Source organism: Williamsia maris, from assembly GCF_024171815.1.
Classification (GTDB): domain Bacteria; phylum Actinomycetota; class Actinomycetes; order Mycobacteriales; family Mycobacteriaceae; genus Williamsia_A; species Williamsia_A maris.
The window spans coordinates 696,314-709,164 of sequence record NZ_JAMTCJ010000002.1; the positions used below are offsets into that span (position 1 = coordinate 696,314).

Here is a 12,851-nt window from a genome sequence, read left to right on the forward strand (position 1 = left end):
AGGTGTCACCGGTCGGGCGTAATAGGTTCGACACCATGGCAAAGAAGAGCAAGCGCGGAACTGGACGTCCCGGCAGCGACCGCGCGAAGCGCGTCGCCGCCCGCAAGGCCCGGCAGGCGCAGGCATCGGCCGCACCGACCCGTCCGTTCGCCGGCCTCGCGGCGGAGTGCGACCTGGTCGCGTTGCGCAGCTTCGTCGCATCGGCCACGGCGTCGATCAGCGTGCAGGGTGACGGCGTCGGCGCGAACTCGGTGACACTCGCGACGATCCTGCCCGGCGCGGTCCAGGCGCTGACCCGCGACGTCGACGGCGCCACCGAGGGGCTCGTCGCGCTGCAGACCGAGTTCGACACCGCAGCCGATGTCGCAGGCGAGATCGCGAGCGCACTGCGCTGGGCGTCGCAGGCCGATGGCGGGGACCCGTACGTGGCGTCGGCCGTGGCCACGGACGACACCGCCGCCGGGATCGCGGATCTGGCAGCCACGCTGGGCGCCGACACCGAACTCGACATCACGCTGCACGACGACTTCACGTGGTGGTTCGCCGATCAGGCCGACGTCACCCCCGAGATCGCCGCCATGATCGAGCAGGCCAGCACGTCGATCATGCCGACCGCCCGTATCCCCGGCGGTCTGTCCGGTGCGCCGTGGTGGGTCGACGCCGGTGAGCGCGCACACCTGCGGTGGGTGCGCCCCGAGTCGGAGGACGACGTGATGAGCGCGCTGGCGCGGATGCACGCGGCGGGCAAGCTCACCCTCGGTGAGGGGTCGAAGTTCGCCGGGTCGTTCCGCACCCACGGGCTGCTGGTGCCGGTGTTCGACCTCGACAACGAGATGCACCCCGACGAGTGGACGACGCCCTGCGCGACGTTCGAGTCCGACCTCGTCGCGGCCCTCGCCGAGACCGGCGATCTGACCGGTGAGCAGCGACGATCCCGCGACGGGATCCGCGGGCGTCAGGTCACGCTTCGCTGAGAACCGCGACGAGACACCCGAGAGACAACTGAGCCGCCTCACGGTGTGTGGGGCGGCTCAGTCGGGGCTGCAGAGTTGGTCTGTTACATGCTTCCGCCGGCGATGGACGGCGCGGTCGCGTCGGCCTCCGCGGTCACGCTGAGCTCGCGCTGGACGAAGTTCTCCAGGTCGAAGGTGTTGCCGTTGCAGCGCTCGGCGACGGTCTCGAGGGTCGTCATCACGGCGACCTCCTCGACCTGCTCCTTGAGGAACCACTGCATGAACTGCTCGCCGAGATAGTCACCCTCGTCGCGGGCGGTGCGGGCCAGCGCGATGATCTGGTCGGTGACCGTCTGCTCCTGGTGCAGGGCCAGCTTGATTGGCTCGCGGAACTCGCTGAAGTGGCTCTGCGGCTCGGCGATGCCGGGCACCGCCACGGCGATGTCGCGGTCGAGGAAGTACTGGATGATCATCATCGCGTGATTGCGCTCTTCGACCGACTGGGCGTAGAAATGCTTCGCCAACTGCGGGAGATCCTCGTTCGCGTAGAACGACGCGAGGGCGATGTACTGCTGGGACGCCGCGAACTCGTGCGCGATCTGGTCCTGGAGGAGCTGGTGGAAACGGGTCATGGTGCTCGCTGCTGAGCGTGTGGTGACGGACATGTGGACGACAGTAGGACGCCCGAAATGTCTTGTCACCCAAGTTGAACCTTAGTAAGGATGAACTTGCCTGGTTCGCACAGGCAATCCTAATCAACCGTCCGATTCATCGGAACCGTTGCGCCGCAACGATATCGGCGACCATCAGCTGATGGCCCCGCCGGCGTTCTGGAGGAGTTGTGCGGGCACCGTCACATCTTTGGCGATGTAGTCGAAGAACGCGGAGGTGTCGTCGTCGACCGCGAGCGCGTCCCCGTCGTCCGTGCTCTCCGACCCGCCGTTCGGGGTCGTGGTGGTCAGCGGATCACTCCGCAGCGCCCATGCGAGCAGCCCGAGGTTCCAGATGTGGTCGCCGTTGTCGACGGTGATCGCCGAGACGGTGCCGCCCACGAACGGGAACAGCCGGAACGGGTTGAGCACCGTCGACGCCCCGGACGCCTTCGACATCAGCGCGCTGAGGAACTTCCGCTGGTTGACGACGCGCTCGAGATCGGCGTTGGGGAAGGCGCGGGTGCGCACCAGGCCGAGGGCCTGTTGCCCGTTGAGGTCCTGGCAGCCCGCCCGCAGACGCAGACCGGCCTTGGGGTCGCGCAGCGGCTGGTCGAGGCAGATGTTGACGCCGCCCACCGCGTCGACGAGCGTGTCGAACCCGCCGAACCCGATCTCGGCGTAGTGGTCGATGTGCACCTTGGTGAACGTCTCGATGGTCTGCACCAGCAGCTTGGGGCCGCCGAAGCTGAACGCCGCGTTGATCTTGTGCGGCCCCTGCCCGGGGATGGTGACGTAGAGATCGCGGGGGATGGAGACGATCAACGCCTTGCCGCTGCTGGGGATGTGGATGAGCATGATCGTGTCGGTGCGCGAGCCGTCGCTGTCACCGGTGGCGAGCTGTTGCTTCTGCTCGTCGGACAGCCCGGCACGCGAATCCGAGCCCACCAGAAGCCAATTGGTGCCCGGGGTGTCCCGGACGCGGCCGGGATAGCTGCTCAGCGCATCGACCCGGTTGAGCTTCGAGTCGTAGTAGAAGGTCAGCCCGGCGATGCCGACGACGACGACCAGGAGCAGCACCAGCAGGCTGCGGACGATCGGGATGCGACGGCGTCGACGCGGTCGCCGCGACGGCGGGCCGGGCTGATCGGCCGGGCGGCGCGGCGGAGGGGGAGGTGGGCGTCGGAACCCGCCCGGGTCGCCCGGACGCCGATCGCGACCCGGGGGCGGAGGTACGGGCCCGCGGTCGGGACGGAAGGGCTCCGGCTCCTGCCGCGGTGCATAGCGGCCGGCCGGGGGCGGTCCGGACCGTCCGCCGCGGTCGTCCGGGGACTGTGACCACGCCCGCGGCGGGTCGTACGGCTGCCCCGGCACCACGCGACGCCGCTCGGGGCCGCGTGGATTGCCGGGGGCGGGGCCGGACCCACCGGGACGCCGGATGAAGGGCCCGTCCTGCTCGTTCACAGCCACGACTGTACGGAGCGTCCCGGGAAGAGACGGGAACTAGAGGCGCCCGACGACCTTGCGCGCCGCGTTGAGCGTGTCGCCGTTCACCGAGTACAGGACGTGCAGCGCGCTGGGACCGGCGAGACGGGCACCGTTGCAGATGTTGTCACCGGCGATGCAGTAGCGGATGGTCTTGGCCTGGTACTGCGGCGACACCTGGACGACCGGGGCGCCGGCGTCGCGGAGGAAGCGTGCCGACGGGGTGGCGAAGAGCACGACGGCGGCGACGTTGCGGGCGACCGCGGCGGGCAGCGGCGGCGGGACGTCCCGCGCGAAGCGACCGTAGGAGGCGGGCAGGGTGATGCCGGGGCTCACCGCGTACTGCGCGACGACGGCGCCCTGCGAGTACCCGCCGACGACGATGCGGGTGCGCGGGCAGGTGCGGGCGATGGATGTGATCTTGTCCTGGGTGGCGCGCACACCGTTGATGACGGTCGCGCCGAAGGCGACCCGGTTGTTGAAGTTCGCGCTGGCCGGGTAGTTCACGCCGGTCACCGACAGCGACCTGCCGGGCAGTTGCGAGCGCAACGCCTCGACGAAGGAGACGCCGGTGATGCCGAGCGGTGCGGCGGGCTCGGCGGTGCCGCGTGCGAACACCGCGGCGACGTCGGAACACGCGGGGGCGGCCGAGGCCTGCGAGGTGGTGGTGGCCAGGGCGAGGCCGGTTGAGGCCATGAAGCCACACAGAACCGTGACCAGCAATCGTTTGAGCATGCTCGTATCGTAAGGGCCGCGGTGGCCGTGGGACACCCCTCGGTCGCTTTCGGTGCACGGGGCGCGGTCAGGTCAGGAAGCCCAGGCGATCTCGCAGGAGCGCGAACCCCACGAAGGCGACACTGTCGATCAGCCCGTGGGCGATCACCAGCGGCCATGCGCGCGCCGTGACCTGGTAGAAGCGCCCGTAGACCAGTCCCATGACCACGTTGCCCAGGCCGCCGCCGAAGCCCTGGTAGAGGTGATAGCTCCCGCGCAGCAGCGCCGACGCCAGCAGCGATCGGTTCTCCGACCACCCCAGCTGGCGCAGCCGCGTGATCAGGTAGGCGACGACGAGCAGTTCCTCGGCGGCCGCGTTGCCGATCGCCGACAGCACCAGGATCGGTAGTCGCCACCACGTCTCGGTGAGGTCGCTGGGCAGTACCTGGGCGTTGATGTTCAGTTCGCGCGCGATGATGTAGAGCGCCAGGCCGGGCAGTCCGATCCCGGCAGCCAATGCCGCACCCCATGCGACGTCGCGGCGGGTGATGGCCCGGTCCACCCCGGCCCGCGACAGCGCGACGCCGCTGCGGTACAGCAGGTACACCGCGAGCGCGGCGATGGCGAAGAGCCTGGTTGCGGCGAGGATCTGCCGGACGAGGTCGATCAGGTCGACCGCCGACGTGGACTGGTTCAGCGCGATGGTCTGGTTGCCGATACCGCCGGAGCGCAATTCGTCCTCGATCAGCGACAGGATCGCGTAGATCCCGGACATGCCGAACGTCAGGACGAGGACGATGACGATCTCGACGCCGATGGCCCGGCGGCGCCCGCGGTCGGTGACCACGGCGATGTCGGACGGGCGCGTGGGGGAGAGCAGCGCTCGGATACCGGAGGTCGACACCCCGGCCAGCGTAGTGAAGGCGGCTGCGAGCGGCGGGGAGCTACTCGGCGGGCAGGCTGTTGAGGAACGGGCAGCCGGCCAGGGCGCGCAACGCCTTGGACAGCTCGACCACATCGGTCACCGGGCGGTCGAAGGACAGCCGGACGTCGGAGTCGCGGTCGCCCTCGCCGCAGTCGGCCTCGACGCGGAAGCGGATCCCGAAACGGTCGATGCCCAGCGGGCGGACGCGACCGGTGCGCATCGCCGGCGGCAGTCGACGCGACATCTGCACGACCAGTTCGGAGTGCTCGGAGTCGAGGTGCGAGATCCAGTCGGCCTCGTTCTCCCAGAAGGGGTCGGGGACGGCACGGGTGAGTTCCTCGGCGCTGACCGACGCGGCTCCGGCCGCGGTGGCGATGACCGCGCCGCTGAGCTGGACCCGCAGCATCGACGACCCGTGGCCCAGGTCGAGCAGTTCGTCGGACGGGTGGTCCATGGCGATCTCCATGGCGAGGTCGCGCTCGAGGTCAGCCGGGACCTTGTGCAGGGTGCCGTTGAGCCAGATGAGCGACCGGACCCGTTCGCGGAGTTCGATCGGCGCGCAGTCGGTCACCTCGATCATCGCGGCTATGCCCTCGTTGGTGTCGGCGGCCGCGGCCATGGCGGCGGTGTCGGAGCCGATGAGCAGGAACGCCTGGCCGTCGAACAGGTGGACCATGGTCACCGGTGACGGTTCGGCGCCCTCGATCGCGACCATCGCCGCGGTGACCCGCATACACGCCGTGCGGATCGACTCGGCATCGGTCGGGCGGGCGGTGACGGTTTCGTACATGGGGGTCCTTTGGGTCCGGGCCTCGTCGGGTGTGGGGCGATCGGGAGGATCAGGTCGATTAAGGTAACCCTAACCTAAACTGAAATCCGGGGCCTGGCAAACGGTGCATTAGTCTGACGAGGTGTCCGCCATCGCCTACTTCGGTCCGTCCGGGACGTTCACCGAGATGGCGTTGGACCGACTGCTCGACCAGGCCGTCCCCGCCATCGGATACCCCGAGATCGGTGCCGACGCCACGCGACGGTCGGCGACCAGCCCGCCCGCGGTGATCGAGTTGGTACGAACCGGCGCCGTCGATTTCGGATGTGTGCCGATGGAGAGTTCGGTGGAGGGCGCCGTCCCGGCGACCATGGACGCGCTCGTTGCGGGCGCCCGGGTGCAGATCTTCGCCGAGACCGTTCTCGACATCGCGTTCACCGTCGCGACCCGCGCCGACACCGGAGACGTCACCACCATCGCGGCCTACCCGGTCGCCGCGGGACAGACCCGCGAAAGCCTCGAACGGCTCTACCCGTCGGCACGCATCGTCCCGGCGGCGTCGAACGCCGCGGCCGCGGCCGATGTCGCCGAGGGGCGGGCCGACGCCGCGCTGACCACCGCCCTGGCCGCCGGGATGCACGGACTGACCGTCGTGGCCGACGGTGTCGCCGACTCCGCTGATGCGACAACCCGTTTCGTGCTCCTCGGTCGGCCCGCGCCGGTGCCGCCGCGCTCCGGTGACGACCGGACGTCGGTCGTCCTCGACCTGGCGAACGAGCCGGGGTCGTTGATGCGGGCGATGAGCGAATTCGCCGGTCGCGGAATCGATCTGACCCGCATCGAATCGCGCCCGCGGCGCAGCGAGCGGGGCTACTACTTCTACCTCGACGCGGCCGGCCACATCGCCGACCCGGCGATGGCGGAGGCGCTGGCCGCGCTGCATGCCTACGCTCGAGCCGTGACCTTTCTCGGATCCTGGCCCGCCGCCCGCGGCAACGGTGCGGCTCCCCCCGATCACAGTGCGTCGCAGGCCTGGGTCGAGTCGTTGCGGGACGGGCGGAGCTGATGGGGTCCCTGCACCTGGTCCGGCACGGCCAGACCACCTCGAACGTCATGGCGCGCCTGGACACCCGACTGCCGGGCGCCGGGCTCACCGATTTCGGTGCGCGCCAGGCAGTGCGGTTCGCGCTGGAGCGTCCGCACGCCGCGCCCGCCGCCCTGTTCTGCTCGTACGCCCGGCGGGCCCGCGAGACCGCCGACCTGATCGGCTCGGTCTGGGGTGTCGAGGCACAGCCGATCGAGGGCATCCACGAGGTGCAGGTCGGCGATCTCGAGGACCGCAACGACAAGCCGTCGGTCGACGGTTTCGCCGACCTGATCAAGCAGTGGTACGCCGGGAAGACCGACGTGTCGATCGGTAACAGCGACACCCTCGAGACGCTCTTCGACCGCTATCTGCCGGTGATCGAGCGGCTCCGCGCCACGCACCTCACCGATCCGGAGGCCCCGGACATCTACGTGGTGAGCCACGGTGCGGCGATCCGGTTGGTGGCCGCGCACCTCGCGAACGTCGACGAGGACTACGCGCTGGAACACGCGCTGCCCAACACCGGCTCGATCGAGCTCAGCCACACCAGCGGGTCGTGGGACTGCGTGCACTGGGGTGGCGACGTCCCCACCCGCCCCACCGAGGGAACCGGCACCAGCGACCCGATGGGCTGAGCGACTCGGCCCTCAGCCCCAGCCGTGCGCGTGCAGCCAGGCGTCGTCGATGCCGAAGTGGTGCGCGATCTCGTGGACCACGGTGATCGCCACCTCGTCGATCACCTGGTCGCGGTCGGAACACATCTGCAGCAGCGGGTCGCGGTAGATGGTGATCGTGTCGGGGAGGGCCCCGGCGTACATGGTGTCGCGGTCGGTGAGCGCGACACCCTCGTACAGGCCGAGCAGGTCGGGCTCCTCGGGATGATGGCCGTCGACGAGCACGACGACGTTGTTCATCGCCTCGGCGAGTTCGGTGGGGATGGTGTCCAGCGCGTCCGACACGAGCTCCTCGAACTCGCGCTCGGTCATCGAGACCGGCATCGACTCAGCCGACCGGGGCGGGGAGCTCGGTGGGATTCGGTTGCAGGCCGGGCGCGTTCGGGACCGGGGTCGGGTTGAGACGGCCCGGCGGCTCGGCGGGCGGCGGCACCGGGACCTTGCCGTTGATGAGCAGACCGCCCTTGGCGTCGCCGACGAGCGTCGCGAAGCCCTTCTCGTCGGGGAGGCCGACGTAGCAGACGGCGGTGCGCGTACCGGTGAGCCAGCTGACCTGACTGACGGTCGACCACTGGACGTTGAGGGTGGTCTTGGTGAAGGCCGCGCGCCCGCCCAGGAAGGTGTTCGTGATGCCCGGGCACGTCGAGGTCAGGTAGGCGTTCTGCTGGGCGACGGTGGGCCAGGCGCGACCGGAGCCCGCGGCGCCGAACCGGGTGCCCAGGTTCACCAGGCCGGTGACCTGGAACGCGTGCTGCTCGGCACAGTCGACCGGGTCGGTGGGCTGGCGCGTCTGCTGGTTGATCCCGATGCAGGTGCCGGGCGCCCACTGCAGCGCCTGATCCTGGTCGGCGACGCGGCCGAGGAACGGCATCAGCTCACCGGCGGAGTTCGTGTACTGCACGCCGCAGCGCAGGGTGCGCTCGCCGTCGTCCCACTGGGCCTGCGAGGGGTACATCATCCCGACCGAGAACCGGCCGTTCGGGTCGAACCGGCCGTTCAGATACGAGCGGACCTGCGCCGGGCAGTTCTGGTCGCGCAGGGTGACGAACTGCTGGGTACCGGGCCAGGGGGCCTTCTCTCCGAACTGGCTGCCGGGGTACACGCTGGTGTCGATCGCGCCCGCCACCTCGAACAGGTGCTCACCGCCGCAGCCGATCTTGCTGGGCCTGCCCGGGTTGCCCGCCGGCCAGGTGAGACAGTCGCCGGCCACGGACTGGTTGAACGCGTTCTTCGCCGGACCCCGGTCGTCGGCGCCGATGTCGGTCTTCGCGACGGCGCCGGTGTCGGAGTCGGAATTGGTGAGCAACACGATGCCGCCGCAGACGATCGCCCCCAGGACGATGGCCGCGAGGACCGTGCGCAGGGGATGGGCCCGGAGCCATCCGAAGCGATGCGCGGGTCCGGCGTCTGTGGGGTCGGGGGGTGTGGACATCGACGTCCATGATGCCTGTTCGCTCTCGGGCGTCATAGTGGAGTCATGAGCTTCGACGACGCCAACCGTCCCGACGCCGCCGACGACCCGGAGCTCGCCGAGCTCGCAGGCCGCCTGTTCGACATGGCCCGCTCCGGCGACACCGCCTCGTTGGTGACGTATCTGCAGGCCGGAGTGCCGGTGAACCTGACCAACCAGACCGGCGACACCCTGTTGATGCTGGCGGCCTATCACGGCCACGGCGAGGCGGTCGTCGCGCTGTTGGGTCTCGGCGCCGACGTCGACCGACCCAACGACAAGAACCAGACGCCGTTGGCCGGCGCGGTGTTCAAGTCGCACGACGATGTGGTCCGGGCGCTGGTCTCCGCGGGGGCGAGTCCGGACGCGGGGACGCCCACCGCGCGCGACGCGGCCGTCATGTTCGGTCGCGAGGACTACGCGAGCCTCTGGCCGCCCCGGATGGAGCCTGAGCGGCCGCAGTAGGGTTCTCAGCGTGATCGACCTCAAGATTCTGCGGGACGACCCGGACCTCGTACGCACCTCTCAGCGCAAGCGCGGAGAGGACCCCGGACTCGTCGACACTCTGCTCGACGCCGACACGTCTCGTCGTGCCGCGATCGCCGAGGCGGATGCCCTGCGGTCCGAGCAGAAGACGCTCGGCAAGCAGGTCGGCAAGGCGTCCGCCGACGACCGCCCCGCGCTGCTCGCCCAGGGCAAGGAGCTCGCCGACCGGGTCAAGGCCGCGTCGTCCACCGAAGCTGACGCGCAGGCCGCGATGACCGCGGCGCACCGCGCGATCGGCAACGTCGTCGCCGACGAGGCGCCGGCCGGTGGCGAGGACGACTACGTGGTCCTCGAACACGTCGGTGAGCCCACCGAGATCGCCGACCCGAAAGACCACCTCGAGATCGGTGAGTCGCTGGGCCTGATCGACATGGAGCGCGGCGCCAAGGTCTCCGGATCACGCTTCTACTTCCTCACCGGCAACGGCGCCCTGCTGCAGTTGGCGTTGCTCCAACTCGCGGCCCGGCTCGCCACCGCCAACGGGTTCACCATGATGATCCCGCCGGTGCTGGTGCGCCCGGAGGTCATGGAGGGCACCGGGTTCCTCGGCGCGCACTCCTCGGAGATCTATCACCTCCCGGATGACGACCTCTACCTCGTCGGCACGTCCGAGGTGCCGATGGCCGGCTACCACATGAACGAGATCCTCGACCTGTCGTCGGGGCCGAAACGCTATGCGGGATGGTCGAGTTGCTTCCGGCGCGAGGCGGGCAGCTACGGCAAGGACACCCGCGGGATCATCCGCGTGCACCAGTTCGACAAGGTCGAGGGCTTCGTCTACTGCAAGCCCTCCGACGCCGAGGCCGAGCACCAGAAGCTGCTGGGGTGGCAGAAGGAGATGCTCGCCGCGATCGACGTCCCCTACCGCGTCATCGACACCGCAGGCGGCGACCTCGGATCGTCGGCGGCGCGCAAATTCGACTGCGAGGCATGGGTTCCCACGCAGAACACCTATCGCGAGCTGACGTCGACGTCGAACTGCACCACCTACCAGGCGCGGCGACTCTCCGTCCGGTACCGCGACGAGGCGGGCAAGCCGCAGACCGCGGCGACCCTCAACGGGACGCTGGCCACCACGCGGTGGATCGTGGCGATCCTGGAGAACCACCAGCAGCCTGACGGCAGTGTCGTGCTGCCCGAGGCGTTGGCGGGGTTGGTCGGAACCGACGTCCTACGGCCGTGATCGCGCCATGATGGTCCGATGCTGATCGCCGGAGTTCTCGCCGCTCTCTTCGCCTCGATCGCCTATGGCGTCTCGTCGGTGCTCCAGGCGCACGGTGCGCGCAGTTCGCACGACGCCGCGTTGGCCCGGGGTGAGACCGGGCTGGCCACCGAGACCGGCGCTCCCACACTGCGTTCGACTGTGCTGGCGATGCTGACCCTGTACTTCATCATCGGCACCGCGCTCGACGTCCTCGGGTTCGTCGGCGGCGCGGTGTCGGCACGTCTCGCTCCGCTGTTCCTCTCGCAGACCATCATCAGCGCGAACCTCGTCATCACCGCGATCCTGGGCATCTTCGTCCTCGGCATCCGGCTGCACACGCGCGACTGGGTCGCGATCGGCGTCGTCCTCGCCGCGCTGTGCGCACTCGGGTTGTCGGCCAAGGAGAACCCGCGCGAGACGGAATCGATGCTGTTCCACTGGGTGCTGCTCGCGGCCACGGTCGCGCTGGTCGTGGTGTCGGTCGCGTTGGTGCGCCTGCTCGGGTCACGCGCCGCGATCGCGGCCGGTCTCGCCGCCGGTGCGTTGTTCGGTGCGGTCGCCATCTCGGTGCGTGTGCTCGACGGCCTCGATCCGTTCAGTGTGTCCTCGCTGCTGAGCGACCCCGCGCTGTACGCGCTGGCGCTCTCGGGAGGCGCGGGCTTCTACCTGCACACCGTCGCGCTGCAGTTGGGGTCGGTCAACGGTGCGACCGCGGCGCTCGTCGTCGGCGAGACCGTCGTCCCCGGCGTGATCGGCGTGATCTTCCTCGGCGACGAGACGGTGCAGGGACTCGCCTGGCTGGCGGTCGTCGGCTTCATCGCGGCGGTCGTCGGTGCGGTCACCGTGGCATGGTCGGGCGCGGTCGAGGCCACCGCGCAGGCCGAGGCAGTCGAGACCTCCCCGGCCTGATCGGCGGCAGAACTCGGCGCTGAGCGGGTCAACCCCGTGCGCGACCGGCGCGACGGGTCTCGTCGGGGGTCTCGCCGAGAATCGACCGGTAGCGCCGGGAGAAGTGCGCGTGGTCGGCGAAGCCGAGATCGGCGGCGAGTCCGGCCAGGGCCGTGTCGGGGTGGGCGAACAGGGTGGTCGCTGCGCGCTGCATCCGGCGGCACTCGATCAGCCACTTCGGTCCGAAACCGGTGTGCTCGCGGACCACGCGTTCGACGGTGCGGGTCGACGCGTGGACCTCGTCGGCCAGGGCCGAGGTGGTGAGGATGTCGTCGCGCATCTCGGCGATCTGAGATGCGTGGTTGGCGAGGTGGCCCGCATCGGTGACCCGCTCGGCCACCGGCGCCAGCCACGACCGCATGATCTCGGTGATCTCGTCTCGGTCGACAGCGGCATCGCGCGGGCGGTCCATGATCCGGGACACCTCTGCGGCGATCCGGCGATGATCCGGGATCGAGATCGGTTCCTCGGCGCCGATCAACTCGACGGCGTGGGTGTCGGTGAGCAGCGGGGTCGCGGCCGGCCGGAACAGGAGTCCCACGGCCCAGCCGTCACCGGTGAGCGTGCGTACGCCGACCCGCTGCTGCGGCCCGTAGAGGGCGGCAACGGTGGGCTCGAACACCACGTTGACCGCCGGGTAGCCCAGGACCCGCTGATGCAGCGGCTCGTCCGGGACGGAGTAGCGCACCGTCCACACCTGGCGTACGAGATCGGGCAGCCCGATGGGGTATCGATCGAACACGGTGGCCGGTGAGCCGGCGTTGATGTGCCCGCGGTTCGCGACACCGAGTTCAGGGCCGTCGGTCACATCGTCACCTCCGCGTCTGTCGGAAATGTTCAAGACCACGCCCGTCGAGCGGCCGAGGATGGGTACATGACCGAGAACACCGCTGCCGCAACCGGACACCACACCGTCGAGGGTCGCCCGAACGGGTCGAGCTCACTGACGCCACACATCGTCGTGACGCCGGCGCGTGCGGCGATCGAATTCTACTCAGAGGTGTTCGGGGCCGAGGTGGACTCGGCGACCGAGATGGGTGGGGTGGTGGCCCATGCCGAGCTCGGATTCCCGCTGGGCCGCCTGACGCTGGGTGAGCCGATGGCCGACTACGGATTGGTCGCGCCCGAGGCCGGTGCGCCGGTGGTCTACTCGCTCGCGATCTACGTGACCGACACCGATTCCCTCGTCGAACGTGCGATGGCGGCCGGGGCGACGATCCGCGAGGAGGCGACCACCTTCGTCTCCGGCGACCGCTTCGCATCCATCCTCGATCCGTTCGGCGTCCGGTGGTCGGTGATGACCCGGGTCGAGGACATCTCTCCGGAGGAGAGTGAGAGGCGCGTCGCCGAATGGGCGGCGAGTCAGTCGGCCTCGGGGTAGCGGTGGAATGTCGGCCGCGCGGCCACAGTTGCCCTTGGTTGACCCCAACCGAGGAGACGATCCGC

General features: G+C 69.8%; 15 protein-coding genes. 7 read left to right on the forward strand and 8 right to left on the reverse strand.

What is annotated here, in order from left to right:
- Positions 1–35: 35 nt before the first annotated feature.
- The gene (locus tag LX13_RS10305) at positions 36–974 is read left to right on the forward strand and encodes a DUF5926 family protein (protein WP_253661237.1); all 939 of its coding nucleotides are present in this window, start codon (positions 36–38) and stop codon (positions 972–974) included.
- Between the two features lie 83 nt (positions 975–1,057).
- Here the strand turns inward: LX13_RS10305 and LX13_RS10310 are convergent, their stop codons facing one another.
- The 5 genes from LX13_RS10310 to LX13_RS10330 all read right to left on the reverse strand — a co-directional run bounded on the left by LX13_RS10310 (position 1,058) and on the right by LX13_RS10330 (position 5,517).
- The gene (locus LX13_RS10310) at positions 1,058–1,618 is read right to left on the reverse strand and encodes a ferritin (protein ID WP_253661238.1); all 561 of its coding nucleotides are present in this window, start codon (positions 1,616–1,618) and stop codon (positions 1,058–1,060) included.
- A 141-nt stretch (positions 1,619–1,759) separates the two neighbouring features.
- On the reverse strand, positions 1,760–3,067 hold the full coding sequence (locus LX13_RS10315) for an LCP family glycopolymer transferase (RefSeq protein ID WP_253661239.1): 1,308 nt from the start codon (positions 3,065–3,067) through the stop codon (positions 1,760–1,762).
- Positions 3,068–3,106: 39 nt separating this feature from the next.
- Complete coding sequence (locus LX13_RS10320; protein ID WP_253661240.1) at positions 3,107–3,823, reverse strand: cutinase family protein; 717 nt, start codon at positions 3,821–3,823, stop codon at positions 3,107–3,109.
- A gap of 67 nt (positions 3,824–3,890) precedes the next feature.
- Positions 3,891–4,706 carry a CPBP family intramembrane glutamic endopeptidase gene (locus LX13_RS10325; RefSeq protein WP_253661241.1) on the reverse strand — a complete coding sequence of 272 codons (816 nt, stop codon included), beginning with the start codon at positions 4,704–4,706 and terminating at the stop codon, positions 3,891–3,893.
- Positions 4,707–4,746: 40 nt separating this feature from the next.
- Positions 4,747–5,517, reverse strand: a complete 771-nt coding sequence (locus tag LX13_RS10330) for a DUF2470 domain-containing protein (RefSeq protein WP_253661242.1) — start codon at positions 5,515–5,517, stop codon at positions 4,747–4,749.
- 121 nt (positions 5,518–5,638) lie between these two features.
- On the opposite strand from LX13_RS10330, the gene pheA reads away from it, so the two are divergent.
- Both pheA and LX13_RS10340 read left to right on the forward strand, forming a co-directional pair.
- Positions 5,639–6,562 (forward strand): prephenate dehydratase, encoded by a 924-nt coding sequence (gene pheA, locus LX13_RS10335; protein WP_253661243.1) that lies wholly within the window; start codon positions 5,639–5,641, stop codon positions 6,560–6,562.
- Complete coding sequence (locus tag LX13_RS10340; protein ID WP_253661244.1) at positions 6,562–7,218, forward strand: histidine phosphatase family protein; 657 nt, start codon at positions 6,562–6,564, stop codon at positions 7,216–7,218. Before pheA ends, LX13_RS10340 begins: the two co-directional genes overlap by 1 nt.
- Positions 7,219–7,230: 12 nt before the next feature.
- Here the strand turns inward: LX13_RS10340 and LX13_RS10345 are convergent, their stop codons facing one another.
- Positions 7,231–7,581, reverse strand: a complete 351-nt coding sequence (locus tag LX13_RS10345; RefSeq protein ID WP_253661245.1) for a metallopeptidase family protein — start codon at positions 7,579–7,581, stop codon at positions 7,231–7,233.
- 4 nt (positions 7,582–7,585) lie between these two features.
- Entirely contained in the window at positions 7,586–8,689 is a 1,104-nt protein-coding gene (locus LX13_RS10350) for a septum formation family protein (protein WP_253661246.1), read from the reverse strand.
- 45 nt (positions 8,690–8,734) lie between these two features.
- Between LX13_RS10350 and LX13_RS10355 the strand changes: the two genes are divergently transcribed.
- The 3 genes from LX13_RS10355 to LX13_RS10365 are packed head-to-tail and all read left to right on the forward strand — an operon-like array spanning position 8,735 to position 11,366.
- On the forward strand, positions 8,735–9,172 hold the full coding sequence (locus tag LX13_RS10355; protein ID WP_253661247.1) for an ankyrin repeat domain-containing protein: 438 nt from the start codon (positions 8,735–8,737) through the stop codon (positions 9,170–9,172).
- Between the two features lie 10 nt (positions 9,173–9,182).
- Positions 9,183–10,436: a serine--tRNA ligase gene (gene serS, locus LX13_RS10360; RefSeq protein WP_253661248.1), complete on the forward strand. Its 1,254-nt coding sequence runs from the start codon at positions 9,183–9,185 to the stop codon at positions 10,434–10,436.
- Positions 10,437–10,454: 18 nt separating this feature from the next.
- Positions 10,455–11,366, forward strand: a complete 912-nt coding sequence (locus LX13_RS10365; protein WP_308214728.1) for a hypothetical protein — start codon at positions 10,455–10,457, stop codon at positions 11,364–11,366.
- 28 nt (positions 11,367–11,394) lie between these two features.
- Here LX13_RS10365 and LX13_RS23440 read toward each other — a convergent pair whose 3' ends face one another.
- Positions 11,395–12,213, reverse strand: a complete 819-nt coding sequence (locus LX13_RS23440; RefSeq protein ID WP_253661249.1) for an AraC family transcriptional regulator — start codon at positions 12,211–12,213, stop codon at positions 11,395–11,397.
- Between the two features lie 66 nt (positions 12,214–12,279).
- Here LX13_RS23440 and LX13_RS10375 point away from each other — a divergent pair, with 66 nt between their 5' ends.
- Positions 12,280–12,786: a VOC family protein gene (locus LX13_RS10375; protein ID WP_253661250.1), complete on the forward strand. Its 507-nt coding sequence runs from the start codon at positions 12,280–12,282 to the stop codon at positions 12,784–12,786.
- Positions 12,787–12,851: the final 65 nt, after the last annotated feature.

Bases quoted from the DNA above. Each gene is read 5' to 3' on its own strand.
- LX13_RS10305 (WP_253661237.1), top strand. From the start codon at position 36: ATGGCAAAGAAGAGCAAGCGCGGAACTGGACGTCCCGGCAGCGACCGC.
- LX13_RS10310 (WP_253661238.1), bottom strand. From the start codon at position 1,618: ATGTCCGTCACCACACGCTCAGCAGCGAGCACCATGACCCGTTTCCAC.
- LX13_RS10320 (WP_253661240.1), bottom strand. From the start codon at position 3,823: ATGCTCAAACGATTGCTGGTCACGGTTCTGTGTGGCTTCATGGCCTCA.
- LX13_RS10330 (WP_253661242.1), bottom strand. From the start codon at position 5,517: ATGTACGAAACCGTCACCGCCCGCCCGACCGATGCCGAGTCGATCCGC.
- LX13_RS10340 (WP_253661244.1), top strand. From the start codon at position 6,562: ATGGGGTCCCTGCACCTGGTCCGGCACGGCCAGACCACCTCGAACGTC.
- LX13_RS10345 (WP_253661245.1), bottom strand. From the start codon at position 7,581: ATGCCGGTCTCGATGACCGAGCGCGAGTTCGAGGAGCTCGTGTCGGAC.
- LX13_RS10350 (WP_253661246.1), bottom strand. From the start codon at position 8,689: ATGTCCACACCCCCCGACCCCACAGACGCCGGACCCGCGCATCGCTTC.
- LX13_RS10355 (WP_253661247.1), top strand. From the start codon at position 8,735: ATGAGCTTCGACGACGCCAACCGTCCCGACGCCGCCGACGACCCGGAG.
- LX13_RS10365 (WP_308214728.1), top strand. From the start codon at position 10,455: ATGCTGATCGCCGGAGTTCTCGCCGCTCTCTTCGCCTCGATCGCCTAT.
- LX13_RS10375 (WP_253661250.1), top strand. From the start codon at position 12,280: ATGACCGAGAACACCGCTGCCGCAACCGGACACCACACCGTCGAGGGT.